The following is a 23,339-nucleotide window of genomic DNA, read 5'->3' as shown; positions in this document are numbered from 1 at the left end:
TATTACTTAATAACTTCTGACTTTGATAATATTTCTTTAACTGGTTGGTAGTATTTGGTGTTTTTTATATTCTCAATTTCTTTACGATTTGATTTTGTTATAGGTATATATTTAATTGAATATCCTCCATCACCAAATCTTGCAATATTTCTATATATAATGCCTTCAGGATTATCTTTAGTATATTTAACACTTAAAATACCTTTTTTATGATATTTATTAATAAAAGTATCTTTACTAACTGTGTATACATATATAACTAAGATTTTAATCTTATGAGTTCCTGTCAAGCTACTTAAATATTTATTTAACTCAAATGCAAATTCTATTGCCTTAGCTATACTTTCAGGCGTCTCTTTTTGATTAAATATACTGACTGAAACTAACTTGACCCCCAAATTATCAGAATATTTTTGAAGTAATTCTTTGGTACTCAAATTCCAATTTTGATCACTATTAAATATATCCATAGTATTACCTAAGGCACAATCTTTACCATTAATTAGACATTGTAATTGCGCTCCCATATATATGTCTTTAGGATCATAATATTTACTTATAATATTTTTTTCTAAATAATTTTTAAATTTATAGTTTACTATAGATGTACCACAGTCATCAGGAATACTTCTTCGACCCTGTCTACCAAGTTCAAAACTATTAGGTTTTTTAAAATCTATGGTAGATTCACAAGAGGAAATGCCTTTACCTTCTGGCTGTAAAATCACATAGAAAAGTCCTTTTTTATCATCAATACGAAAATAAGTACTTGATGATACTTCAAAATCTATACCATATTTCTTTTCAGCATACTTTTGAGCAAAGTCTCCTGCCTGCATATTTAATGGAGTACTACATCCATACAAAGAAAAAACTAAACTAATTAATATTGATACTTTTTGAATTACTTTCATCTACGCCACCATATCTACATTTATTTGTATAAAGCTTAGTGTTTCATTCAGTTGAGAAACTGTTAAATCTATACTAGAAACCCCTACCTGTGATAAATTCTTTAACTCATTGGCTTGTGATATACCATCACTATTAGTATCTTGCCATACTTGTAGATTCTCAAACTCGGTATCATTAGCATCAATTATCCCATCAGCATTACTATCAAGCTCTGCTAATGCTTCAAACCCATGTGCTGCCTTAGTACCATCTGCCTTAAGTGTATTATCTCCAAATAATTCTCTACCACTGTCTATAGTTCCATTACCATCTAAATCACGTACCAGTAAGCCATCATCTGCACTTACCCAACCCGTACCTTCCTTGACACCTGTAGATTGATGATCAAAAAGTACACCATCATCTACAGATACCGTTTCTATTCCATCTCCATCCAAGTCAAATGTTAATGGATCTCCTCTAAATACTTGTGCTTGTTGAGAGCTACGATTTATATCTGCTAGATTATCGGCTATATCAACTAAATCATCACTTTGTATGCCAAATGTTGAATCCATTATATTCTTAATTAATGGATTATCTTTGAGTGAAGCTATAAATTGATTTTTAGCTTCTGTAGTTGGTTGTGATTTTATAGAGTCAATCAAGCTATCAAGTAACTTCTTATTATTCTCACCACCAATAAAATCAAGAATTGTAGATTGTGTTTGTTCTGCACCTTTATTTATAAGCAATGATGGCTCTATACATCTATTAAGTTCAAGCATTTCTGCTAACTCTGGACTATGCTGACCAAATTCTTGCGACCAAAACTCAACTTCTCCTGCAAAAGAAGTAACAGATCCTTTTAAGATCTCTGCTAATCCAGCTTTTTGTTGAGCAATACTCTCTAATTGAGCTGTATAATTTGTTATCCCTGCTAAGCTTTGAATGCTATCAGGTATAGTGCTTTTAACATAATCCAGCCATGAATCTGATGCATTGTTTGCCATTTCTGATTTTATAGCATTTTCTTGACTCACTAAAGAATTGTAGGATTCACTTACATTTTTCACATTTATACTATTATCTGAATTTATATAGTCTGTATAAAGTGAAGTTTTGTTCTCGGTAACCATTGGTGCCATATAATGTTTATCTACTCCAGCTGGTGCATCTGAGTAAACTTTGATAGGAGGAACTAGATGATCTGAAAATGTCTCTGATACAGGATCTCCAACAACACTTATAATCTGTGTTTTTGATTTCATTTCAGATACTTGATGCTCTGTCATACCCTCTGTAGCAGAGGTTGCAAAACCTGGAGGATTATAAGCTTTTGTCCAACCCAAAGTTAAACCTTGTGTTTGAATTATCACTCTCTCCATAGCTATCGCCAAAGCACCACCTTGAGAATGACCAGTTGTTGACACTACCTCAATTTGTGGTTGCAAACGTTTAGCTTCTTTTAACAGCTCTTTAGCAGATTGAAACTGTAAGCTATTTTCGGGCACTTTAATCCCGAGCGGGTTTACAACATTTAAAAGACCCATCTCTGCATTATTAATCCAATCATTTGGATGTGTTAATGGGCTCTCTGAACCTCTACTAATATGTATAGCTTCCTTATTATTATCTTGTGGGCTAATAACCATACCAGCATAACCATCTAAGTTATCACCTGAGATAGCTACTACGTTATAATCTTGTAGTTTCGTAACAAAGCTACTATCAGTTTTATGATTCTCTAAATATGTCTTAACATCTCCTGTTATGTTGCCTCTAACATTGCCACTATTATCATAAAATTGACTGTACAAAGTAGCTTTACCATTACTATCTACATACGCTGTATTAGTATTAAGAGATTCTGCATACATCAGCTCACTTAACTGAGCTGTAAAATCAGGCTTATTAAATTGTTGATTTAAATTTTCATTTATTTGATTTACTACAGTTTCCGTACTCATAACTTATAATCCCTTTTTATTACTTATTTTCTGATATTAACTTTTCTAATTGTGGGTAGTATTTAGTTTTTTTCAAAGGTATATAATCCCTTGAAACACCTGCCCAGTTGTCATCTCCAAAACTATCAGATGATGGTTTACCAAAATATAAAATCCTAAATTTATCAACTATATTATCTAAACTATTTATCCTGTCTGCTGTAGTTAGTTTTTTAACCATATCTAATCTTTCTACTTCATTTTTAATACCATATTGTGTATTACAAAACTTTTCAAAAGCATCTATCTTAGTACATGACTTAATCTTTAAATATCCCCATGCATATTTTTGGATTCCTTTATCAAACCACCAACCTATATTAGTATGAAAACTTGGGGCTACTTCATCATGATATTTAGCTATATCAAGCCCTTTAGGTACATCATAAGTTATAACCTCTAAGTCATAACTATATAAATTCATGGAGCGCAATTTATTGTTTATTTCTTCTATCATTTGAAGAGTTTTATAAACTCCCTCTACTGTTCTTGGTACTGCTATAAATATTGATAATGCTCCATGTAGAGTATTATGATCTTCTTCCATCCACTTATTTATATCTACTGGATTACTATTATATAAATCATCTAGAGTTTTCTTTTCTAAATCTACTTTCATTTTTGCATGGTTATATGGCGATCTTGAATTTAAAGTTCCTAAAAACAAATAGTTATCACTAACTTTACTAACGTATGGTACAAATATAGCTTTCCACTGCTTACTAACTTTAGTATTCATATAACTATTAGCTGATACTATATCTTGATTAACTAAATACGAACCTCTATAGGTATAGTCTGTACCCTCTGGCTTATAATCAAAGTTATAACCACCCAAGTTATCAGAATAACTAACATCAGATACATCAAACTTTTCTCCTTGATATTTCTGCTCTAATCTTTGCTCTATCTTTCCTTTAATCTCTGGATAGCCAGTTATCCAATCTATAAGTCCACAATATCCCATTACTGGTATTGCTAGTGTTGTTGCTAGTAGTAGTTTTCTTAGTTTCATTTTCATATCCTTCTAACTTATACAAAATCTCTCTTTTATCTTACCTTTCTCTAAGGCTGTTATCGATACCTCTTGTAAGTGGCTCTGTGAAGAAGTCTATCACTCTTCTGGTTCCAGTCTTAACCTCTGCCACCACTGCCATCCCAGGCACTATCTTATAGTCCTCGTCATCCTTGTGTAAGGTATTATCATTTAAGGAAACTATTAGCTTATACACTAATCCCAATCTCTCATCTTCTATAGCATCTCCTGAGATCTTCTTCACAGTCCCATGTAATACACCATACTCAGCAAATGGGAAGGTATTTACTTTTACTTCAGCTTCTTGACCTTTTTTTAGGTATCCAATATCTTCATTCTTGACATACACTTCTGCCTCAAGTTTCTGATCTAACGGTATTATCTGCATTAACACCTGTGCCGGTGTAACTACAGCCCCTATAGTATGTATCTGAAGTTCGTGCACCACACCTGATATTGGAGCTTTTATCTGATTCTTACCATTTAGTGTAGTTGCCTTATGTAGCTCCTGCTCTGCGGAATATAAATCTTTCTTATCTTGTCTAATAGTTTTTAATGTTTCCAAATATGTCTCAGATTTAAATGATTCTAGATTACTCCTCGCTTCTGCTATTTCTGCTTCTAACTGCTTATCTTTAGCTTTCTCTGATCCCAACTCGTAATAGGTATTAAGATATTTTTCTCGTACTTCCAGATACTCCATCCTTGATACTGCTCGCTTCTCTAATAGCGTCTTATAAGCATCTAGCTTTTCTCTTATTATTTTTACAGTCTCTTGTAGTTGTTTCGTTTTATTTAAACTTATATCTAGTTCTTTCTCTTTTGCATCTAGTGTTGCTTCCAATGTCATTAGTTTAGCAATACCAGACTGCCATTGTTGCCATAACAATCTCTTTGTTTGTTCTATATCTAGCTGATCAGTAACTCCATCTGGCACATCAAACTTTATTTTTTCTAATGGAATTTGCTCACGTAAATCACTCTTTATCATATTATAAAAAGCTTCTTGCCTTGCTATACGCAACTTATAGAACTCAACATCTTCTTTAAGCTTATTAATATCAGCTTCTGTATAGTCAGATTCTAATGTCATTAAGATATCACCCTTCTTAACTAACTGACCATTCTCAACATTTAGCTTAATTACAGAACCCTTCTCAGATGATTGAATAGTCTTCACATCACCAGCTGGTGTTATCTTACCTTGACCAGATGTTATAATATCTATATTAGATATAGATGCCCAAACCACCACAAAAACTATCAAGAATATCAAACAATATAGAACCTTTCTCATCAATGGATGCGGTGGTTTATCTGTAACTTCTAATACTCCAGGTAAAAAACTATAAGCATCTTTCTTAGCATTATCTTCTTCTGCCAAGGTCTTACGATTCTTCCAAAAATCTAATAGCTTAGACATTACACCTCTCCTCTATGTTGAGCATTATAAAGTTCAGCATAATGGCCACCTCTAGCTAATAGCTCCGTATGAGACCCATCTTCTTCAACCTTGCCCTTATCCATATAGATAATACGATCACAATCTTGTACTGTTGTTAGTCTATGAGCAATGATAAATACTGTTCTATCTTTAGCTATCTTAGCCATATTCTTTTGGATGATTTTCTCTGATTCATAATCAAGTGCTGATGTTGCTTCATCTAAGATTAGAATCTTAGGATTATTGATTAATGCTCTAGCTATAGATAATCTTTGCTTCTGTCCACCAGAGAAGTTTGCTCCACCTTCTTCGATAACTGTGTCATAACCATCCTTTAACTCTAATATAAAGTCATGTGCTCCTGCATACTTAGCAGCAGCTACTACACTCTCCATACTCGCACTTGGGTTAGTTAAGGCAATATTCTCTCGAATACTACGGTTAAACATAAAACTTTCTTGTAGAACAACTCCTATATTCTGTCTTAACCATACTATATCTATAGTTGATAAATCTGCTCCATCTACTAGTACCTTACCAGCTTCTGGTTGATATAATCTTTGGATAAGTTTTGTCAAAGTACTCTTACCACTACCAGAACGTCCTACTATACCTATAGACTCCCCTGTTTTTACATTCAGATTAACACCATCTAAGATAAGTCTAGTATCAGCAGAATATCTAAACTTAACATCCACAAAACTAACTTGCCCCTTAAATGTAGGTAATGCACTCTTACTTGATTTGTTACTACTCTCTGTAGGTGTATTTAAGATATCACCTAATCTTTTCAATGAAACTCCAGCTTGTTGAAACTCTTGCCAAATATTCACAAGTTTAAGGATTGGTTGAGTTACTCTTCCTGCTAACATATTAAATGCTATTAGCTGACCAACTGTAAGATGACCAGCTATAACCATATGTGCTCCAACAAAGATAATTGCTATAGTTGTTAGCTTATTAACCAACTCCGCTATCTGCCCTGCGACATTTCCTAAATTCTGTGACCTAAATGATGCCTTAACATACTCTGTTAGATTATCTTCCCACTTTCTTTGCATCTGCGGTTCTATAGCACTAGATTTTACTGTTTGAATACCTGTTATAGATTCTGTTAAAAAAGATTGGTTCTTCGCTCCAGTATAGAAAACTTTATCTAAACGATGTTTTAATATAGGTGTTATAAATACTGATAATATAAAATAGATTGGGATAGTTGCTAATACTATTAATGTTAATTGCCAGCTATACATAAATAGCACTGCTATAAATATAAATGTAAATGATAGATCTATTATTAAAGTAAGTGCAGTACTTGTGATGAAGCTTCTTATCTTATCTAACTCTTTTACCCTAGCTACATTCTGTCCTACTTGGCGTGTTTCAAAATATGATAGTGGTAATTTCATTAAATGACTAAATAATTTAGATCCCAATACCACATCAACTCTTGATGTCGTATGAGAAAATAAATATGTCCTAATACCTCCAAATATAACTTCAAATATAGCTACAACAAAAAATACTATTGCTAATGTATTAAGTGTTGTCAGACCATTATGCATAATCACCTTATCCATAACTACCTGAAAGAAAAATGGTGTTACCAGTCCAAATAACTGTAGAAAAAGAGAGGCTATTAATACATCTCTAAATATATGCTTATATTTCCATAGTGCTGGTATAAACCATTTAATATTAAATGTATCTTGTTGTGATGTTTCATTACCTTTATGAGTAACTAATATTGCTTTATCTGAATATAATTCCCCAAACTCTTCTTGCGTTAAAGGTTTCACATTCTGTTCACCTTGTCTTAATACAAGATATTGCCCTTTATTGATAGCTGCTAAGATAAAATATTCATCTTGTTTATCTTGTAAAATTATTGGAAATGTTCTTGGATTAAAATGTTCCGTTTTTAGATAAACTGCTTTTGCTCTGAAGCCTTGTGCTTTTATTGCTCTTAAAAGATTTGTTTGAGAAATATTACCATCTGGATCTGCATATTCGTGAATTATTTGTTTGGGATCTACTGCTATTTTATTGAAGTTAGCAATCTGACAAAAAGAATATATTCCACTATGCATAAACACCCAAGCCTCACACCATATTTAATAAATATTTTGAACTAATAATTAATTCATAAAAAAATAATCAAAATATAATTAACATTTTTAAAGTATCTTTACAATACACTTGAGGGCATTTATTAATAAGCACTAAAATAAATATTATTTGATATTTCATTATTGCTACAGATATAATTAATAAAATAATACATAGAAAATCTCTGAAAATGAAATATTATGAAGCTTTAAAAAAATTGCTTTTTGCTCTACCGCTTCTTTATTTTTATAATGCTACAGCTTGGCAAGGTATTTACTACTGTCCCACACCTGAAGATTTTATAAATATAGATAATAAACTAATAGCTAAAACAAAATATCATCAGTTTAAATATACTTGGATAGCAGAAGATAAGACACCTTCTCAATTCCCTGAGTACCCTCTAACATTTAAAGGTGCTGATCTAGTCAACTGTAAGGGTAGTCTATGTGATATAAAATGTTACTATTACTCAAATATTGAAGGACACTTAATCACATCTACAATATCTTCAACTAAAAATACTAGTATCTTTGAATATCCTAACCGTTATTTAAATAATTTCAGTTGCCAATATACAGAGCATGTCGACTGCCCTTTTTTAGTAGATATTTAACGTATACTTACATATCCTTAACCGCAGACAAAGCACTTATCATTTCTGAAGTTAGATTGTTGAAGCCTTTTGGTGAATTTGGAGTAAAAATCACATTTGATTTGCCAGATTTTGTCATATTCTCTAATGTATCTAAATATTGATACATCATTACTAGAGATGAAATATATTCAGAAGAAATATTTCCTCCAGTACCCTCTTTGACATCTTCTATAGATACACGCAGACCTCTTGCTATTGCCTTACGCTGCTCTGCTATACCTTCACCTAGCAGCTTCATTGACTCTTTTTGCCCTTCTGCTTCTTTGATTTTAATAAGTTTCTCAGCTTCTGCTTTTGCTTTTGTGGCTTCAAGCTGTCTTTGTGCGGCATTGATCTCGTTCATCGAACGTTTAACATTTTCCTCAGGATTAATATCAACAACTAATGACTTAATTATTGTATATCCATAAGTACTCATCTCTTCTGATAGCTCTTTTTTGATGTCTAATGCTATTGCATCTTTATTCTCAAAAGATTCATCTAAGCTCATACGTGGTAATGATGATCTAATCACATCAAAAACATACGATTCCATCTGCGCTCTAGCATTTGTTAGTTTATAAAAAGCATCTACAGCCTTCGACTCTTCAACTAGAAATTGTACCGATACTTTCATATGCACAAATACGTTATCTCTTGTTTTTGTCTCTGCAACGATATCAAGTTGCTGAACTCTCAAACTAACTCTACCAGCTATTCTCTCGATAAAAGGTATTCTAAAGTTAAGTCCTGCTCGTTGGATTCTCACAAACTTACCAAATCTCTCTATTATATTTACAGACTGAGTCTCAACTATACTTATTGAGAAAGCCAGTAAAAATATAGAAATTATTACCAAAAATATTAAAAAAAACATAAACATCTCCCTATATTACATAAATTATGACTGTGGAAAATCCACTATTATATTATAGTTATTCTCACTATCTTTTTGCCAAACAAGTAAATCATGCCCTGAAGCAACTTTGCCATCAGAACTTGTCCAAATAAACTTTAATATGACTAGCTGATTATTTTCATCAAGGTTTCTACAATACTCATAGTTAAGTTTTAACTTACCCACATCTCTTTTACCAGTTTTATTTGCAGCAAATCCATCAACGTAATGCTTTAATACAGCATCTTTAGTTGCATAAGGTTTACCTCCACTCATATACATAAAATCATCACTATAAAAGGAAACTACTTTTTCAAGATCTGCAGAATCCCAAGCTTGCTCCATTTGCCTAGCTTTAGCTCTTATTGAATCAAAGCTTTTATCACTACAATCCGCAGCAGTTGCACTCAAAGCAATCAACATTGTAGATATCATTATCAATATTTTCTTCATATATACTCCTAGTCTAAAAGTGATAATACTGTCACATCTTTTGTTAAAATCTTAGGGTGTTCCTCAAACGGTCGAAAACACTCAAAATGTAATACAATTTTATGAGGCACTTTTCTAAATTTCTTAGTAAGTTTAAGTTTAAAATTATCCATACCGCCCCATTTTGAATTTTCAATATCAACACTCTCATGAGTGTAACCAGTATCATCTACATAATCATAATCCGGTGGGATAAGAAACCATCTATATCCATCTATTGAATCCACAGGCAACTCGATATTAAAAGTATATTGTTTACTATCTAGAACAATAGGTTTTGTGTATATCTTATCTATCTCAGCCTGAGTCATCTCTGCCAGCCCAAAATATGGAAAAAACAACAAAAGCACTAATATTCGATACATTCTCAAAGTATAAAATCACGACCCATATAGGATAATTATATACACAAAAGCTAACTAAATGCATAACTTTGTATCAATCCGTATATATGCTATATCCTAATGACTTAGATTTTGTAGATATCTATATTTCTAGGTATTTTGGGTATATAATTACTGCTGTTATAAATCATAATAGTTTTAAATAAAATGGCTTTAGAAAAATTTGAACTTGAATTAGTTTCTTTTAAAGATATCACTGATAATGTTAGACACTTTGCATTTAAAAGAACTGATGGTAAACCTCTTAACTTTATCGCAGGACAATTCATTACCTTTTTACTTACTGATGAAGAAGGCAATCTTAAGCGTAGAAGCTATAGCTTAGGCTCCCTACCTACTGACAATATGCTTTTAGAAATAGGTATCACTTATGTAAAAGGTGGTATTGCAACTGATACGTTCTTCAATATGAAAGTTGGTGATACAACACCAGCTATGGGGCCAGCTGGTAGACTTGTCCTAAAGGATGAGCAAATAAACAAACTAGTTCTAGTTGGTACTGGTACTGGTATCGTCCCATACAAATCGATGTTCCCAGAACTACTAAAGAAAGCTGATAATACTGAAATTCATATTCTTCTAGGTGTTCAATATCGTAAGGATGCTCTTTATCAAGATGAATTTGTAGAGTTTGCGAAGAAGCATCACAATATTCATTTTAAACTTTGCCTTAGTAGAGAAACACAAGATCTTAAAGATTATGAAATCTCAGGATATGTACAAAATCAATTTGATACTATAGGACTAAATCCAGAGACTGATGTTGTTTATGTTTGTGGTAATCCTAATATGATCGACCAATCTTATGAGATGCTGACAAATGCCGGTTTCAATCCTAAAAGCGTACGTAGAGAGAAATACATTTCTTCTAATTAAACTTGATACTGTGGATAATTTAAGCTACAATCTCTGAGCTATTCTAATAAGGGATATGGTGCTTAGATGAGATAGTCTAAGTGGCGATGTCAGATTATAAATATAAGGAAACTATAAAAATGAGACAAGAAATTCATCCTAAATATACTGAAGTAACAGTAACTTGTAGTTGTGGAAACTCTTTTGTTACTAAATCAACTATCGGTAAAAATGATTTAAATATTGATATTTGTTCAGAATGTCACCCATTCTATACAGGTAAGCAAAGAATCGTTGATACAGCTGGTCGTGTTGATAAGTTCAAGAAGAGATTCGGTGGTATTAAGAAAGTATAATTGTACTTTACTTATATCAAAATATCTAAACCAGCTTTATGCTGGTTTTTTTATACCTAATGATTTACAAATAATAAAGACAATCGTAGTTTAAGATAATTAATAACATCCTTTTGATGATTCATAATATCGACTAATATATTCATCTAAAGATATATTATCACTTGCCACTAATTCTTTTTCTGTAACTATTGATGTAGAAACTTGATTTTGTAATTTAGACTTAACATCTGCAGATAGTTTATAGTTTCTAAATTCTTGAGATACTTTTTGAGACACCTCCAGTGCAAAATCTTTATATCCTTGCTTTTGTGCAATTCTAACTATTTTAGCGGATGGAGTTTTACTAACATCTAAAACTTTCTGCTTCTCTAGTTTTACAGCTTCTAGATACTCTAGTGGCATGTTACTCGCTACCATCTCAATTTTATTGAATAACTCTAATGCATAATCTTTTAGTGAAATTTCACTAAAATCTCCAAGTTTATTAAGCCTAAGATCCGGATTACGCCCTGCTATTGCTACAGCTGTTAAATTCTGCTTAGCTTGTTTAATTTGCTCTTTATCATATCTTATATTACCTTCATCTAAACATGTCATCAGCATTGCTTCGACAAAAAGAGCTGTATTCTTACTTATCCCAATAGGTGCAAAAGGATCGACATCTAGAACTCTAACTTCAATATATTCAACACCACGATTATATAAAGCACACGCAGGTCTTTCGCATCTTTTAGCAATTTGCTTAGGCCTAATCGCACTGTAGTATTCGTTTTCTATTTGTAAAATACTATCATTAAGCTGTATTCTTTGACCGCTAGTGTCATACAGACCTAATTTTTTATAATCATTAAAAGTGTCATCTGTAGCATGTATTAAATCTTTAACATAAGATTTAACATCATTATAAGATATAGCCAAATCTTTTTGTGCTGGACTTGTATATCCCAAATCACTCATCCTTAAACTTGTAGCATATTTACCAATATAGAACTCTTCATCTAGATCTGATAAATAACTAGGCTTACTTTTAACCGAAGTTTTAGCACATATTGGACTCGCGCCAAACAGATATGGTAATAACCACATAAATTCAAAGTATTTATTAAGAACGTCAAAATAAACATCCGAGGTTGAAATCTGTTTTTCATCAGCAATACTTTGTATTAATTTCTTATCAAAAGAAAAATTATAGTGTATACCTGATATTATCTGCATAATCTTACCATATCTAGCAGATAACCCCTTACGATAAACTCTTTTCATTTGCCCAGAGTTTGAACGGCCAAAGTTAGCCTCTTGTATTTCACTTTCATTAGCTGATAATGGCATACTAGTGTTGAGAATAATCTCATTACTATCCATATTAGCTAATGTAAAAGCTGAAAGATCATATAGCTCACAAAAAGCATTTTCAATACTATCGTGAGGCTTTGTGATTAACTCAAGGAGATTCTCTGAAAAATCTACTGTTATACTACTATTAGTTAGTTTATGCCCGAGAGCATACGGATGGTTAGAGCTAGCAAGGGCTCCATTATGACCAATCCTTAGAGTTTCTCTTTCTATTCCTCTAAGATTATTTATTTTTTTAAAGTCGTACATTTTTATCCTAAATAAATTTGTTCTGATCACTTAATAAACTATTCAACTAACTTATCGCTTCAATTCTTTAAAAGACCCTAAGCCTCCTAGTATTATCATAATCACAGAATAAACAAACACACCAGCACAAACTATTAGAGCTATACTTTTGAGTCTATCAAACATTGATAAAGTAATCCAATAACTATCACTTAGATTAAATGATTTTAATACTAAAACCATACATATACTCGCAACTGTTATTCTTAAAATTGTCATAAAATGTAAATAGCTTTTGATAAATAGTCTAAAGCTAAAATCGCAAAGAACCCACAGCTGAATAAACAAATTCAACAATGCCACAAACGAGCTTACCAATGCTAAATATAAAAATGCATGATCATCGCTTACAAACAAATTAACAATCATCATATCTGCAACTATGGTAACTACTAAACATATTAAACTAATATAAAAAACTATTGATGTTTTATTCTGTGTATATAGTGCTGAGACAATCACTCTAACAAGCACAAAACAAAATAGTGATATAAGGTAACCAAGCATAGCTAAATAAGTAAAATCAACATCTTGAAGACTAAACCTACCATAAAAAAATAGTGAAATAACCACAGGCTTAGCTAATATAAGTAAACCCACTACAGCAGGAACTGTAACTATCAAAGTAAATCTTATAATTAATCCCAATGTTTGAAAAAATTTTTGCTTATCCTTTTTACAACTAATTAAGTATGGAATCATAACCGTTGCAATTGCTGTGCCAAATACACCATATAAAAACTGATTAACTCTATCAGCATAATACAACCAAGCTAAACTTCCAGATAGCAAAAAAGATGCAAAAAATGTTTCTACCAATCCATTTATTTGCAATATTGCTGTTCCGAAAAATGCTGATGGAAGCTTTTTGAGAAAAGTCCTTGCTCGTACATCTTTGACTAGAACCATACCTTTATCAAGCTTAAATTTACCAATTAGCTTTATAAGACTATACCCACCAATAGCAACTTGAATTACTCCTGCTAACAACACAGCATAAGCAACGCTAAATATAGGAATACTAAATCTAGGCGATATGATTACACCAATTATCATGACAATATTTAACACTATCGGTAATATTGATGATATAAGATATTTACTATAACTATTCAATACTGCTGATATTACTCCCATAACACCATTAAACAGCAAGTATGGGATCATGATGACAAACATACTTCTAACCAAGCTTAGAGTATTACTATCATCGACCAAACCATATGCATATACCTCAACCCAGATATTACTAAATACGATTGCTACAACAGTTATAATCAACAACAACAATGCTATAAAATAAAGCACAGTTATAATAAATTTTTTATTTTTATCGTTAGCATTACCGTCAAGATATGGATTAACTATTTGTGTCAAAACTCCAGATGAAGTCACTTTACGCATAAACTCAGGAAATCTAAAAGCCACCAAAAATGCTTGTAAAGCAGATCCACTACCAAAAAAACTAGCTAATAATAAATCTCTGACAAAACCTAAAAGTTTCGATAAAAATAAAAATATAGATACAATTAAACTATTTGAGAAGAACTTTTTCATTTTCTCAAATCGCAAACTTATTCATTAAGGCTGACTTGACTCTACTTGTGTTTTTTTACTAGCTTGTTGCTGTATTTGAGAGGATTCTTGCACTGGTTGCTCTTGCTTAACATTAGGATTCCAGTAAATTTCTAGACTCTCTTGTTCCCTGATTGCCAACTCTTTTTCCTCTGGTGTAAGCTTTATTTTAGCTAGCTCCTGCTCTGCTTTCTTTAATCCTTTTTTATCAGAAAGATCTGGCATACAGTAAGGATTGAACTGACGCCAGAAACCAACCAACGGATTGTTATACAACTTGATAGCTTCTGATAAATAAGCATACTTAGCAACTTTGTTATCAGTCAATTCTGCCATAATAGCAAATGCTGGTGCATATGGTTGTGTTATAGCTTCACGCGCATACTTATATGCTCGTTGTTTATCATCTTTGGCAACAAGTGCTTCTGCCATTCCTGCATGCTTAAATGAATGCTTACCATGATTAATATTCTTATACTCTTTATAATATGCTTCAGCCAAGCCAGCTTCTATCTCAGCTGAATGATCTAAATCATATGCTTTCTGGTACCATTTAATAGCATAATCAGGACTCTTTGGAAGACCTCCAGTTCCATCTAAATAAGCATCAGCAATAAAAGCCCTGCCAAGAGACATACAATATGGATATTCCTGAATAAATTTTTGCTGATTATTAATCAAATAAGCTCCTCTAGCCTCTAAGCTACCATTAGCTATAGCTAGCTTATACCACATATAAGCCTTAGCAACATTCATACCAGGCACTTTATCATTTCTCACATATAGATTGCCTAGCTGATTTTGCGCAACATCATAACCTAGATCCGCTGATTTAGTTATATACTCAATGCCTTTTGGTTGATCTACATCAACACCTTCTGAACCAAAGAAATATAACTCACCAATCAAATATACCAAATATGAATAAGACCTAATTCCTTCAGGATCAGTTGGAGCACCATTTTTTTCATAAAAATCTGAAGCCCACAACGCATAATCTAGCGCATCTTTATCGCTCATATCAAGCTGAACATTAGCTTCAGCTAATAATCCTGTAGCTCTAGCATCAGTTTTAAGATACGGCTTACATGATTCCAAAACTTTTTCATACTCTTGATCAACACCATCTTTATAACACTCTTTTAGAGTTGCATATGATGAACCAAAGAACATAACTGATAAAAAGGCGATTACGAATCTAACTTTCATCCCTCTCTCCCACAGACAAGTAATATAAATACAAATATTTTTAACAGTATAATATACTTTCGTACCATATTTGTAGAGATTTTTAACAAAAATCTACTTGCCTGCCTTCCGGCAAGTATTTTATATATATATCAATACTATTTTTTGGTAAAAATCCCCTACCTTTTTCTGGCCACTCCACAAAACAAATAGAGTTATCATTTAAATGATCTCGAATACCTATCCACTCCAACTCTTCTGGATCGGCTAATCTATACAAGTCAAAATGATAAATATTAAAATTATCAAACTCATAACTCTCAACCAAGGTATAAGTTGGACTTTTGACATTACCTTTATAACCCAAAGACTTAAGCACGCCTTTTACAAAAGTAGTTTTACCAGCACCTAAGTCCCCATGTAAATATATAATCTGACCTGCTTGGAGTTTCTTAGCATACTCTTGAGCAAACTCAAACATCTGCTTTTCACTTTTCACTATTATGCTTTTCATACTGCTTTATAAACTCTCCAGCTAATACAAATGATCCAAACACAACTGTTACTGTGTCTTTTTTTGACAGATATATACTACTTAAGTCTTTGTTAAAATCAACTCTCACAATTTGCTGTGACTTAAACTCTTGCTTTATTTTATCCAAATCTGCTGCTCGATTATCTAGATATCCAAGATCAACAATATCCCACTTATATATATGAGATTTTGCAATATTTAATATTTCATGGAGATCCTTACTTGCCAAAATTCCAAAGACTGCTTCATACCTAATACTTTTATCGCCAAATTTTGAATCTAAAAGCTCAAATAGATGTCTTACAGAAGCTGGGTTATGTGCAACATCTACGACAATATAACTATTATCTATAGAGTCACTTTTCAAAGTCGCAAACCTTGCTTTAGCTCTTATACCTTCTAAATTTGGAATATAGGATATTAACAATCTATTGAAAAGATAATCAGCGATACCCATCGCAATATTATAACTATGAACAAAACAATCTTTAGAACTATACTCATGAGTTTCTTCACAAATTATTGCGCCACATGCTTGTGCATACTCATAAACACCACTAGGCATACTTGTACCCAAAAACAAAGGCACTTCTGCTCTAGCTATACCAACCTTTTCACGCCCTATTTTATCTAGAGTATCACCAAGAATCTCGCAATGATCGAAATCGATATTTGTAATTGCTGTCATATCAGCATCTATTAGATTTGCAGCATCTAAACGCCCACCTATACCGACTTCTAAAATCAGATAATCAATAGCGACTCTTTGTGAATACATACAAGCACATAAGAAAGCTATCTGATAATAAGATAGTCGATACTCTGGTGTTATCTCGTCTAATCTTTCCAAAAGCTCCAAAAGAACATTATCGGCAATTGACTGCTTGTTTAAAGAAATTCTTTCATTAAATTTAAAAACATGAGGAGATGTATGACTTAGCACTTGTTTATTATTCGACACTAACAGCTCTTCTAACATGGCTACTGCAGTACCTTTACCATTTGTTCCAGCAATGGTTATTACTTTAAACTTCTTGGTAAAATTAAATCTATCGAGGATAAGTAGTAAATCTAAAAGATCGCAATTGCGAGCATCTGGCTTAGCCATTATTTTAGCTATTTTAACTTCGATGCTCATTTTGTTAAGAACTACGCTTGTTGCTCAGATTTGTATTCTAGAGAGTGATTATGGTTGATTTTAGTCAAATTAGGCATAAGCTTGTCTATCAGCTTTGCAACTTCTTCTCTTAAATTTCTACGATCAACGATCATATCTACCATGCCTTTTTCTACTAGAAACTCACTTCTTTGGAATCCTTCAGGCAGTTTCTCTCTTACTGTTTGTTCAATTACTCTAGGTCCAGCAAAACCTATCAGAGCTTTTGGCTCAGCAAGATGTACATCACCAAGCATAGCTAGAGACGCAGACACACCTCCTGTAGTAGGATCTGTCAGTACAACTAAGTATGGTAGCTTAGCTTCTGCCAATTTTTGTAAAGCAGCACTAGTTTTTGCCATCTGCATCAATGAGAATAATGACTCTTGCATTCTAGCTCCACCACTTGCTGTGAAGCATACAAAAGGAACCTTCTTCTCAATAGCAAGCTTGACTCCTCTGACAAATTTTTCACCCACAACTGAACCCATAGATCCACCTAGGAACATAAAGTTAAAAGCTGCAGCAACTACTGGGAATCCTTTTACAGTTCCTTCCATCACAACTAGTGCGTCTTGCTCTTCAGTTTTTTTCTGCGCTTGTGACAGCCTATCTTTATAAGATTTAGTGTCTTTAAATTTCAACATATCAACAGGAGAGATATTAGCAAAATGCTCTTTTGTACTCTCTCTATCAAAGAATAAATTCAATCTATGTCTAGCAGATATTCTATAATGATAGTTACAGCTCGGACATACTGACTTATTATTGTGTAACTCCTCAGAATACAATGTTACTCCACAGCTTGGGCATTGACTCCAAACTCCTGTAGGCATATCTTTTTTCTGTGCTTCTAAACCAAGACTTCTACCAATTACTCTAGTTAACCAACTCATTATCAATCTCCTCCTAGATATTATTCGATATAGACTGGCTTAGCCAACAATCTCTATATCACTAAAGAAATATTTAATTTCTTGTGCTGCAGTTTCTGGAGCATCTGAACCATGGACAGCATTAGCATCAATACTGTCAGCAAAATCAGCTCTAATAGTTCCCGCTTCAGCTTCTTTAGGGTTTGTAGCACCCATTAACTCACGATTTTTAGCTATAGCATTGTCACCTTCTAATACCTGTATCATCACAGGACCTGAAATCATAAACTCCACAAGAGCACTAAAAAATGGTCTATCCTTATGTACTGCATAAAAACCTTCAGCTTCTGCTTTTGACAAATGTTTCATTTTAGCAGCAACAACTTTCAACCCAGACTTCTCAAAACGTCTATAGATTTCACCAATTATATTTTTTTCTACCGCATCAGGTTTGATAATAGACAAAGTTCTTTGTTTATTCATTTTAATTAATTCTCCAATTCTTAGTTAATTCAGATTATATCACTTTTATTAACAAAATTTCAAAACTAGGGATTATTTATTAGATTTTTCAACTGCAGCTTGAATATATGATTCAAATAATTTATGCCCATATCTAGGAGTAGATGTAAATTCAGGGTGAGCTTGACAAGCTATAAACCATTTATGTTCTGGGATTTCTATGAGCTCCATTAGTTTATTATCTTCGGATCTTCCTGAGAAAATCAAACCAGCATCTTCTAAACGCTCAACATAGTTATTATTAACTTCATATCTATGACGATGTCTTTCAATCACTTCATCCGCTTGATAAATTTCTCTAGCACGAGAACCTGCTTTTAATACACATTTATACCCACCTAGACGCATTGTACCACCTAAGTCTGAGTCTTGTGTTCTTTGGTGTATAGTACCATCCTCTGCTTGCCATTCTGTTATTAGACCTATAACTGGATTAGTAGTTGATGGGTTTAATTCACTCGAGTGTGCATCTTGTATGCCTAACACATTTCTAGCATACTCTACAACTGCCAGCTGCATCCCTAGACAAATACCCAAGAAAGGAATCTGATTTTCTCTAGCATATTTAATTGATGCTATTTTACCCTCAACTCCTCTACTACCAAAACCACCTGGAACCAAAATAGCATCAGCATCTTCAAAGAATGATCCCACATTAGTATCATTAACCTCTTCAGAGTCAACAAATTTTATTTTGACTTTAACACCCTTCTTATACCCTGCATTATAAAGAGCTTCATTTAAAGACTTATATGCCTCTGTTAGAGAAACATATTTACCAACCATTGCAACTGTTACTTGACCTTTAGTATTTCTGATAGTGTTTACAACATTTTGCCATTCTGATAGATCAGCTTCTTTTGTATTTAAATTCAAAAGTTCTACAAGTTTTGCATCAAAACCTTGTTGATTATATCTAAGAGGTACCTCATAAATTGTATCAACATCTTCAGCTGTAAATATACAGTCTTGATCAACATTTGTGAAAAGAGCAATTTTACGTTTCTCACTATCATCAAATCTTTTCTCACAACGACATACCAAAACATCCGCTTGAATTCCAATACCTCTTAATTCTTTGACAGAATGCTGTGTTGGCTTTGTCTTTAATTCTCCAGCAACTCTTATGTACGGTAGCAAAGTTAAATGTACAAATAATGTTCTATTTCTACCAAGCTCAATTCTTAGTTGTCTTATTGCCTCCAAAAATGGCTGAGACTCTATATCTCCAACAGTTCCACCAATCTCAACAATTGCCACATCAACATCTTCAGCAATCCCTTCACATACTCGTCTTTTTATCTCATCTGTAATATGCGGTATTACCTGTATAGTAGCTCCAAGATAGTCTCCCTTACGTTCTCTTCTTAGAACACTTTGATAAACTTTACCCGTTGTAAAGTTGCTTGCTTGAGTCATTTTATTACGAATAAAACGCTCATAGTGACCCAAGTCAAGATCAGTTTCTGCTCCATCTTCAGTTACAAAAACTTCACCATGTTGTAGTGGACTCATAGTACCTGGATCAACATTTATATACGGATCGAGCTTCATCATAGTCACATTTAAGCCACGACTTTCTAAAAGAGTTGCCAAAGAGGCTGCAGTTACGCCTTTACCCAACGATGATACAACACCACCAGTCACAAAAATAATTTTAGTATTAGGATTCATTTGAACACATGAAAATATAAAAAATCATGGAACACAATAATAACATTTTTAAAGGCATGTTGCTATTTGAAAATATGACAATCTTTGTTAATTTTTATACCTACTTTTTATCAAATACTGATAATCTAAATAAACACTCATAATAAAATTATTCCATAGATGAGAAGTCAAAAAAAAATACAAATGCCTGATACTTTAGTGATACTATTCTGTATCGCAATCCTCGTAGCTATCACAAGCTATTTCATACCAGTTGGTAAATTTGATGTAAAAAAAATCCAATACTCTTCAGATGGCCAAACATATTCTAGAAATGTATTAGTTGCTGATAGCTTTCAATATAAATTAGATTCTCAAGGCAATCCAGAGACATCACCTGTCAAAGTCTTTGCAACTGAAAATAGTCAAAGTCGAGGTTTTACTAATTTTATATATGATGGTATAACTTCAGGCTCAAAAGATGGTGGTGCTGTTGCAATTATAGCTTTCTTATTAATTATAGGAGGCTCTTTCGGAGTTCTTCTTAAAACAAAAGTTATTGATCAATCAATTCTCAGAGTAGTGAATAAATTCCAAAATAACAAAATCATTCTACTACCCGTTTTATGTTTTATTTTTTCTTTAGGTGGCGCTGTATTTGGTATGGGAGAGGAAACGATTCCTTTTATAATGTTGCTTGTGCCAATTTTTGTACTTATTGGGTTTGACGCTCTAACTTGCACTGTGGTTATCTACTTAGCAACTCAAATAGGGTTTGCAACTTCTTGGATGAATCCTTTCTCAGTTAGTATTGCTCAAGGAATTGCAGAAATTCCAATATTATCAGGTAGCCTTTTTAGAATTATTATGTGGTTTATATTTACTCTATCTATAAGTATTTTTGCAATCATCTATGCACTAAAAATACAAAAGAAACCTCAATCCTCACCTATGTATATTTATGATAATTTCTATAGAAACTCTGATGAACATAGTTTAGAACAAACACAAAAAATGTGTATCTACTCATGGTTAATACTCTTGAGTTTAATCGCTACGATAATATGGCTAGTGTATGGCGTAGTAGAACTAGGCTATTATATCCCCGAAATTGCGACACTTTTTACAATACTAGGACTATTAACTGGACTGTTTGCTATAGTTGGTAAAGTAAATGGTATGAACTTAAGCATTGCTATTGATGCTTTCAAAAATGGTGCCAAAGATCTTTTGCCTGTCTGTTTAATCATTGGTTTTGCTTATGGTCTGATATATCTTATGGGAGGCTCTAATCCCCAAGATTACACAATGCTAAACACTATATTACACTATGCTTCAGAAGCCATCTCAGGCACCAATGAATATGTATCTGCTATAGGGATGTTTTTCTTCCAATCAATATTTAATTTCTTTGTCACATCTGGCTCAGGTCAAGCAGCTCTTACCATGCCAATTATGTCACCATTAGCAGACCTAACGGGCCTAAGTAGGCAAATTGCTGTCTTAGCATTCCAACTTGGTGATGGCTGGACACACTGCTTAATGCCTACATCAGCTACACTTATGGCTGTGCTTGGTGTTGCTAGGATACCTTATGGTTTATGGCTAAAATTCATCTTTAAATTCTATCTCTATCTAATGACTTTAAGTACTATTATGATAATTATAGCTGTGTATATAGGGTACAAATAAAGCCATAATCATATAAATATTTATTCACCATAGCCGCGATAAAATCCTTGATGTCGAATATTAATTTGATAAAATGAATAAATATTCAAAATAATTGGTAATTAAAATGTCTACCTCATATCAAAAAGTCGCAAGTCATGAAGCAAAAAAAGGTGATTTTACACGTTGTCTTCTATTATACTCAGGTGGTCTTGACACATCAGTCATGCTCAAATGGATTCAAGAGGAATATGGTGTTGAAGTTGTTGCTTTAACTATAGATATTGGTCAAGTTGCTGATAATCTAGAACAAATAAAACAAAAAGCTATCAACTTAGGTGCGATAGATGCTGTGGTATATGATGCCAAAGATCGTTTTGCAGATGAGGTTATAAGCAAAGCTATTAAAGCAAATGCTGATTATCAAGGTGGCTATGCTCTTTCAACTCCTCTTGGCAGAGTTATTATTTCAGAGATAGCTGTTGAAGTAGCTAAGAAATATGATTGCCAAGTGGTTGCCCATGGCTGTACGGGCAAAGGTAATGATCAAGTTCGTTTTGAAAGCTATCTAACAACATTAGATGAAAATATAAAAACAATTGCTCCTGTCAGAGAATGGGGAATGGGAAGAGAACAAGAGTTAGAATACGCCGAAAAACATGGTATTCCAGTTAAACAACAAAAAGACAAGCCATACTCATATGATGAAAATATGTGGGGTAATACCGCAGAAGGTGGCGAAATAGAACATTCAAATTTAATTGCTCCTAAAGAGGCTATCTTACAATGGTGTAAGACTCCCGAAAATGCCCTTGATAAACCACAAAATATCACCCTAGAGTTTGTCGAAGGTATACCAACCAAGCTAGATGGAAAAGCTATGCCTTTAGCAGAGCTAATAATGCAATCTAATAAAATAGGTGGCGAACATGGTGTTGGGGTATTTAACCTTATTGAAGATAGATTGATTGGTCTAAAAGTTAGAGGTATTTATGAAAACCCAGGTGCTAGCATTATAATAGCTGCTCATAAAAAGCTTGAGCAACTTGTTTCTACCCGTCAAGAAAATGAGCTAAAAACATTTATGGACAACAAATGGGCTTACCTTGCTTATGCCGCTGAATGGTATAACCCTGTTATGAATAATATCCTTGCATTTATCGAAGAGCAAAATAAAAAAGTAACGGGAAAAGTGACTGTATCTTTATATAAAGGCAATATAGAAGTAGTAGCAGTCGAATCACCATTTTCTATGCTAAAACCTGAGTTAGCAACTTTTGAAGCTGGTGGCGATTTATTTAATCATAATGCTTCTGCCGGATTTATAGAACTTCATAGCTTAGCTCAGCGTACAGCATATTCAATAATGAAAAATAAGAAATAATA

General features: G+C 33.0%; 21 protein-coding genes. 5 read left to right on the top strand and 16 right to left on the bottom strand.

Going from position 1 to position 23,339, the window contains the following annotated elements; all coding sequences use genetic code 11:
- Positions 1 to 2: 2 nt before the first annotated feature.
- The 5 genes from IMS64_RS01175 to IMS64_RS01155 are packed head-to-tail and all read right to left on the bottom strand — an operon-like array spanning position 3 to position 7,473.
- Positions 3 to 914 (bottom strand): hypothetical protein, encoded by a 912-nt coding sequence (locus IMS64_RS01175; RefSeq protein WP_211490662.1) that lies wholly within the window; start codon positions 912 to 914, stop codon positions 3 to 5.
- A complete protein-coding gene (locus IMS64_RS09860) occupies positions 915 to 2,864 on the bottom strand; it encodes an alpha/beta hydrolase family protein (protein WP_211490661.1) in 1,950 nt (649 codons plus the stop codon).
- Between the two features lie 19 nt (positions 2,865 to 2,883).
- Positions 2,884 to 3,918 carry a hypothetical protein gene (locus tag IMS64_RS01165; RefSeq protein ID WP_211490660.1) on the bottom strand — a complete coding sequence of 345 codons (1,035 nt, stop codon included), beginning with the start codon at positions 3,916 to 3,918 and terminating at the stop codon, positions 2,884 to 2,886.
- Positions 3,919 to 3,958: 40 nt separating this feature from the next.
- The gene (locus IMS64_RS01160) at positions 3,959 to 5,362 is read right to left on the bottom strand and encodes an HlyD family type I secretion periplasmic adaptor subunit (RefSeq protein WP_211490659.1); all 1,404 of its coding nucleotides are present in this window, start codon (positions 5,360 to 5,362) and stop codon (positions 3,959 to 3,961) included.
- Positions 5,362 to 7,473 carry a type I secretion system permease/ATPase gene (locus tag IMS64_RS01155; RefSeq protein WP_211490658.1) on the bottom strand — a complete coding sequence of 704 codons (2,112 nt, stop codon included), beginning with the start codon at positions 7,471 to 7,473 and terminating at the stop codon, positions 5,362 to 5,364. Before IMS64_RS01155 ends, IMS64_RS01160 begins: the two co-directional genes overlap by 1 nt.
- Before the next feature lie 209 nt (positions 7,474 to 7,682).
- Here IMS64_RS01155 and IMS64_RS01150 point away from each other — a divergent pair, with 209 nt between their 5' ends.
- Positions 7,683 to 8,108, top strand: a complete 426-nt coding sequence (locus IMS64_RS01150) for a hypothetical protein (protein ID WP_211490657.1) — start codon at positions 7,683 to 7,685, stop codon at positions 8,106 to 8,108.
- A 7-nt stretch (positions 8,109 to 8,115) separates the two neighbouring features.
- On the opposite strand, the gene IMS64_RS01145 is transcribed toward IMS64_RS01150, so the two are convergent.
- The 3 genes from IMS64_RS01145 to IMS64_RS01135 are packed head-to-tail and all read right to left on the bottom strand — an operon-like array spanning position 8,116 to position 9,884.
- Positions 8,116 to 9,012, bottom strand: coding sequence for an SPFH domain-containing protein (locus tag IMS64_RS01145; protein ID WP_173405906.1), 897 nt, complete (start codon positions 9,010 to 9,012; stop codon positions 8,116 to 8,118).
- Positions 9,013 to 9,030: 18 nt separating this feature from the next.
- Positions 9,031 to 9,480, bottom strand: coding sequence for a YybH family protein (locus IMS64_RS01140; protein WP_211490656.1), 450 nt, complete (start codon positions 9,478 to 9,480; stop codon positions 9,031 to 9,033).
- Between the two features lie 8 nt (positions 9,481 to 9,488).
- On the bottom strand, positions 9,489 to 9,884 hold the full coding sequence (locus IMS64_RS01135; protein ID WP_211490655.1) for a hypothetical protein: 396 nt from the start codon (positions 9,882 to 9,884) through the stop codon (positions 9,489 to 9,491).
- 186 nt (positions 9,885 to 10,070) lie between these two features.
- Between IMS64_RS01135 and IMS64_RS01130 the strand changes: the two genes are divergently transcribed.
- Together IMS64_RS01130 and rpmE are read left to right on the top strand one after the other, a co-directional pair.
- Complete coding sequence (locus IMS64_RS01130) at positions 10,071 to 10,799, top strand: ferredoxin--NADP reductase (RefSeq protein WP_042516919.1); 729 nt, start codon at positions 10,071 to 10,073, stop codon at positions 10,797 to 10,799.
- Positions 10,800 to 10,918: 119 nt separating this feature from the next.
- Positions 10,919 to 11,134 (top strand): 50S ribosomal protein L31, encoded by a 216-nt coding sequence (rpmE, locus tag IMS64_RS01125; protein WP_041268076.1) that lies wholly within the window; start codon positions 10,919 to 10,921, stop codon positions 11,132 to 11,134.
- 99 nt (positions 11,135 to 11,233) lie between these two features.
- Here rpmE and gshA read toward each other — a convergent pair whose 3' ends face one another.
- From gshA to pyrG, 8 genes are all read right to left on the bottom strand, one after another.
- Positions 11,234 to 12,739: a glutamate--cysteine ligase gene (gshA, locus tag IMS64_RS01120; RefSeq protein WP_211490654.1), complete on the bottom strand. Its 1,506-nt coding sequence runs from the start codon at positions 12,737 to 12,739 to the stop codon at positions 11,234 to 11,236.
- Positions 12,740 to 12,790: 51 nt separating this feature from the next.
- Positions 12,791 to 14,335: a murein biosynthesis integral membrane protein MurJ gene (gene murJ, locus IMS64_RS01115; RefSeq protein ID WP_211490653.1), complete on the bottom strand. Its 1,545-nt coding sequence runs from the start codon at positions 14,333 to 14,335 to the stop codon at positions 12,791 to 12,793.
- 24 nt (positions 14,336 to 14,359) lie between these two features.
- Positions 14,360 to 15,562 (bottom strand): tetratricopeptide repeat protein, encoded by a 1,203-nt coding sequence (locus tag IMS64_RS01110; protein WP_211490652.1) that lies wholly within the window; start codon positions 15,560 to 15,562, stop codon positions 14,360 to 14,362.
- Between the two features lie 82 nt (positions 15,563 to 15,644).
- Positions 15,645 to 16,055 (bottom strand): tRNA (adenosine(37)-N6)-threonylcarbamoyltransferase complex ATPase subunit type 1 TsaE, encoded by a 411-nt coding sequence (tsaE, locus tag IMS64_RS01105; RefSeq protein ID WP_211490651.1) that lies wholly within the window; start codon positions 16,053 to 16,055, stop codon positions 15,645 to 15,647.
- Entirely contained in the window at positions 16,030 to 17,214 is a 1,185-nt protein-coding gene (locus IMS64_RS01100) for a bifunctional folylpolyglutamate synthase/dihydrofolate synthase (RefSeq protein ID WP_211490650.1), read from the bottom strand. The genes tsaE and IMS64_RS01100 overlap by 26 nt, the downstream gene beginning before the upstream one ends.
- Before the next feature lie 11 nt (positions 17,215 to 17,225).
- Complete coding sequence (gene accD, locus IMS64_RS01095; protein ID WP_044525542.1) at positions 17,226 to 18,128, bottom strand: acetyl-CoA carboxylase, carboxyltransferase subunit beta; 903 nt, start codon at positions 18,126 to 18,128, stop codon at positions 17,226 to 17,228.
- 39 nt (positions 18,129 to 18,167) lie between these two features.
- The gene (gene ndk, locus IMS64_RS01090; protein WP_004286580.1) at positions 18,168 to 18,590 is read right to left on the bottom strand and encodes a nucleoside-diphosphate kinase; all 423 of its coding nucleotides are present in this window, start codon (positions 18,588 to 18,590) and stop codon (positions 18,168 to 18,170) included.
- Between the two features lie 72 nt (positions 18,591 to 18,662).
- Positions 18,663 to 20,303 (bottom strand): CTP synthase, encoded by a 1,641-nt coding sequence (gene pyrG / locus IMS64_RS01085; protein WP_211490649.1) that lies wholly within the window; start codon positions 20,301 to 20,303, stop codon positions 18,663 to 18,665.
- 159 nt (positions 20,304 to 20,462) lie between these two features.
- Between pyrG and yfcC the strand changes: the two genes are divergently transcribed.
- Positions 20,463 to 21,974, top strand: coding sequence for a putative basic amino acid antiporter YfcC (gene yfcC, locus IMS64_RS01080; protein WP_004286582.1), 1,512 nt, complete (start codon positions 20,463 to 20,465; stop codon positions 21,972 to 21,974).
- A gap of 106 nt (positions 21,975 to 22,080) precedes the next feature.
- Positions 22,081 to 23,337: an argininosuccinate synthase gene (locus IMS64_RS01075; RefSeq protein ID WP_211490648.1), complete on the top strand. Its 1,257-nt coding sequence runs from the start codon at positions 22,081 to 22,083 to the stop codon at positions 23,335 to 23,337.
- Positions 23,338 to 23,339: the final 2 nt, after the last annotated feature.

Origin of the sequence: Francisella philomiragia (assembly GCF_018135955.1) — a bacterium.
Classification (GTDB): domain Bacteria; phylum Pseudomonadota; class Gammaproteobacteria; order Francisellales; family Francisellaceae; genus Francisella; species Francisella philomiragia.
This window is presented reverse-complemented; position numbering and strand designations above follow the sequence as displayed.

Coding starts and splice junctions, on each gene's coding strand:
- IMS64_RS01165 (WP_211490660.1), bottom strand. CDS start 3,918: ATGAAACTAAGAAAACTACTACTAGCAACAACACTAGCAATACCAGTA.
- IMS64_RS01155 (WP_211490658.1), bottom strand. CDS start 7,473: ATGCATAGTGGAATATATTCTTTTTGTCAGATTGCTAACTTCAATAAA.
- accD (WP_044525542.1), bottom strand. CDS start 18,128: ATGAGTTGGTTAACTAGAGTAATTGGTAGAAGTCTTGGTTTAGAAGCA.
- IMS64_RS01150 (WP_211490657.1), top strand. CDS start 7,683: ATGAAATATTATGAAGCTTTAAAAAAATTGCTTTTTGCTCTACCGCTT.
- rpmE (WP_041268076.1), top strand. CDS start 10,919: ATGAGACAAGAAATTCATCCTAAATATACTGAAGTAACAGTAACTTGT.
- IMS64_RS01135 (WP_211490655.1), bottom strand. CDS start 9,884: ATGTATCGAATATTAGTGCTTTTGTTGTTTTTTCCATATTTTGGGCTG.
- IMS64_RS01075 (WP_211490648.1), top strand. CDS start 22,081: ATGTCTACCTCATATCAAAAAGTCGCAAGTCATGAAGCAAAAAAAGGT.
- IMS64_RS01160 (WP_211490659.1), bottom strand. CDS start 5,362: ATGTCTAAGCTATTAGATTTTTGGAAGAATCGTAAGACCTTGGCAGAA.
- IMS64_RS01175 (WP_211490662.1), bottom strand. CDS start 914: ATGAAAGTAATTCAAAAAGTATCAATATTAATTAGTTTAGTTTTTTCT.
- yfcC (WP_004286582.1), top strand. CDS start 20,463: ATGAGAAGTCAAAAAAAAATACAAATGCCTGATACTTTAGTGATACTA.
- IMS64_RS01100 (WP_211490650.1), bottom strand. CDS start 17,214: ATGAGCATCGAAGTTAAAATAGCTAAAATAATGGCTAAGCCAGATGCT.
- IMS64_RS01145 (WP_173405906.1), bottom strand. CDS start 9,012: ATGTTTATGTTTTTTTTAATATTTTTGGTAATAATTTCTATATTTTTA.
- IMS64_RS01140 (WP_211490656.1), bottom strand. CDS start 9,480: ATGAAGAAAATATTGATAATGATATCTACAATGTTGATTGCTTTGAGT.
- tsaE (WP_211490651.1), bottom strand. CDS start 16,055: ATGAAAAGCATAATAGTGAAAAGTGAAAAGCAGATGTTTGAGTTTGCT.
- murJ (WP_211490653.1), bottom strand. CDS start 14,335: ATGAAAAAGTTCTTCTCAAATAGTTTAATTGTATCTATATTTTTATTT.
- IMS64_RS09860 (WP_211490661.1), bottom strand. CDS start 2,864: ATGAGTACGGAAACTGTAGTAAATCAAATAAATGAAAATTTAAATCAA.
- ndk (WP_004286580.1), bottom strand. CDS start 18,590: ATGAATAAACAAAGAACTTTGTCTATTATCAAACCTGATGCGGTAGAA.
- gshA (WP_211490654.1), bottom strand. CDS start 12,739: ATGTACGACTTTAAAAAAATAAATAATCTTAGAGGAATAGAAAGAGAA.
- IMS64_RS01110 (WP_211490652.1), bottom strand. CDS start 15,562: ATGAAAGTTAGATTCGTAATCGCCTTTTTATCAGTTATGTTCTTTGGT.
- pyrG (WP_211490649.1), bottom strand. CDS start 20,303: ATGAATCCTAATACTAAAATTATTTTTGTGACTGGTGGTGTTGTATCA.
- IMS64_RS01130 (WP_042516919.1), top strand. CDS start 10,071: ATGGCTTTAGAAAAATTTGAACTTGAATTAGTTTCTTTTAAAGATATC.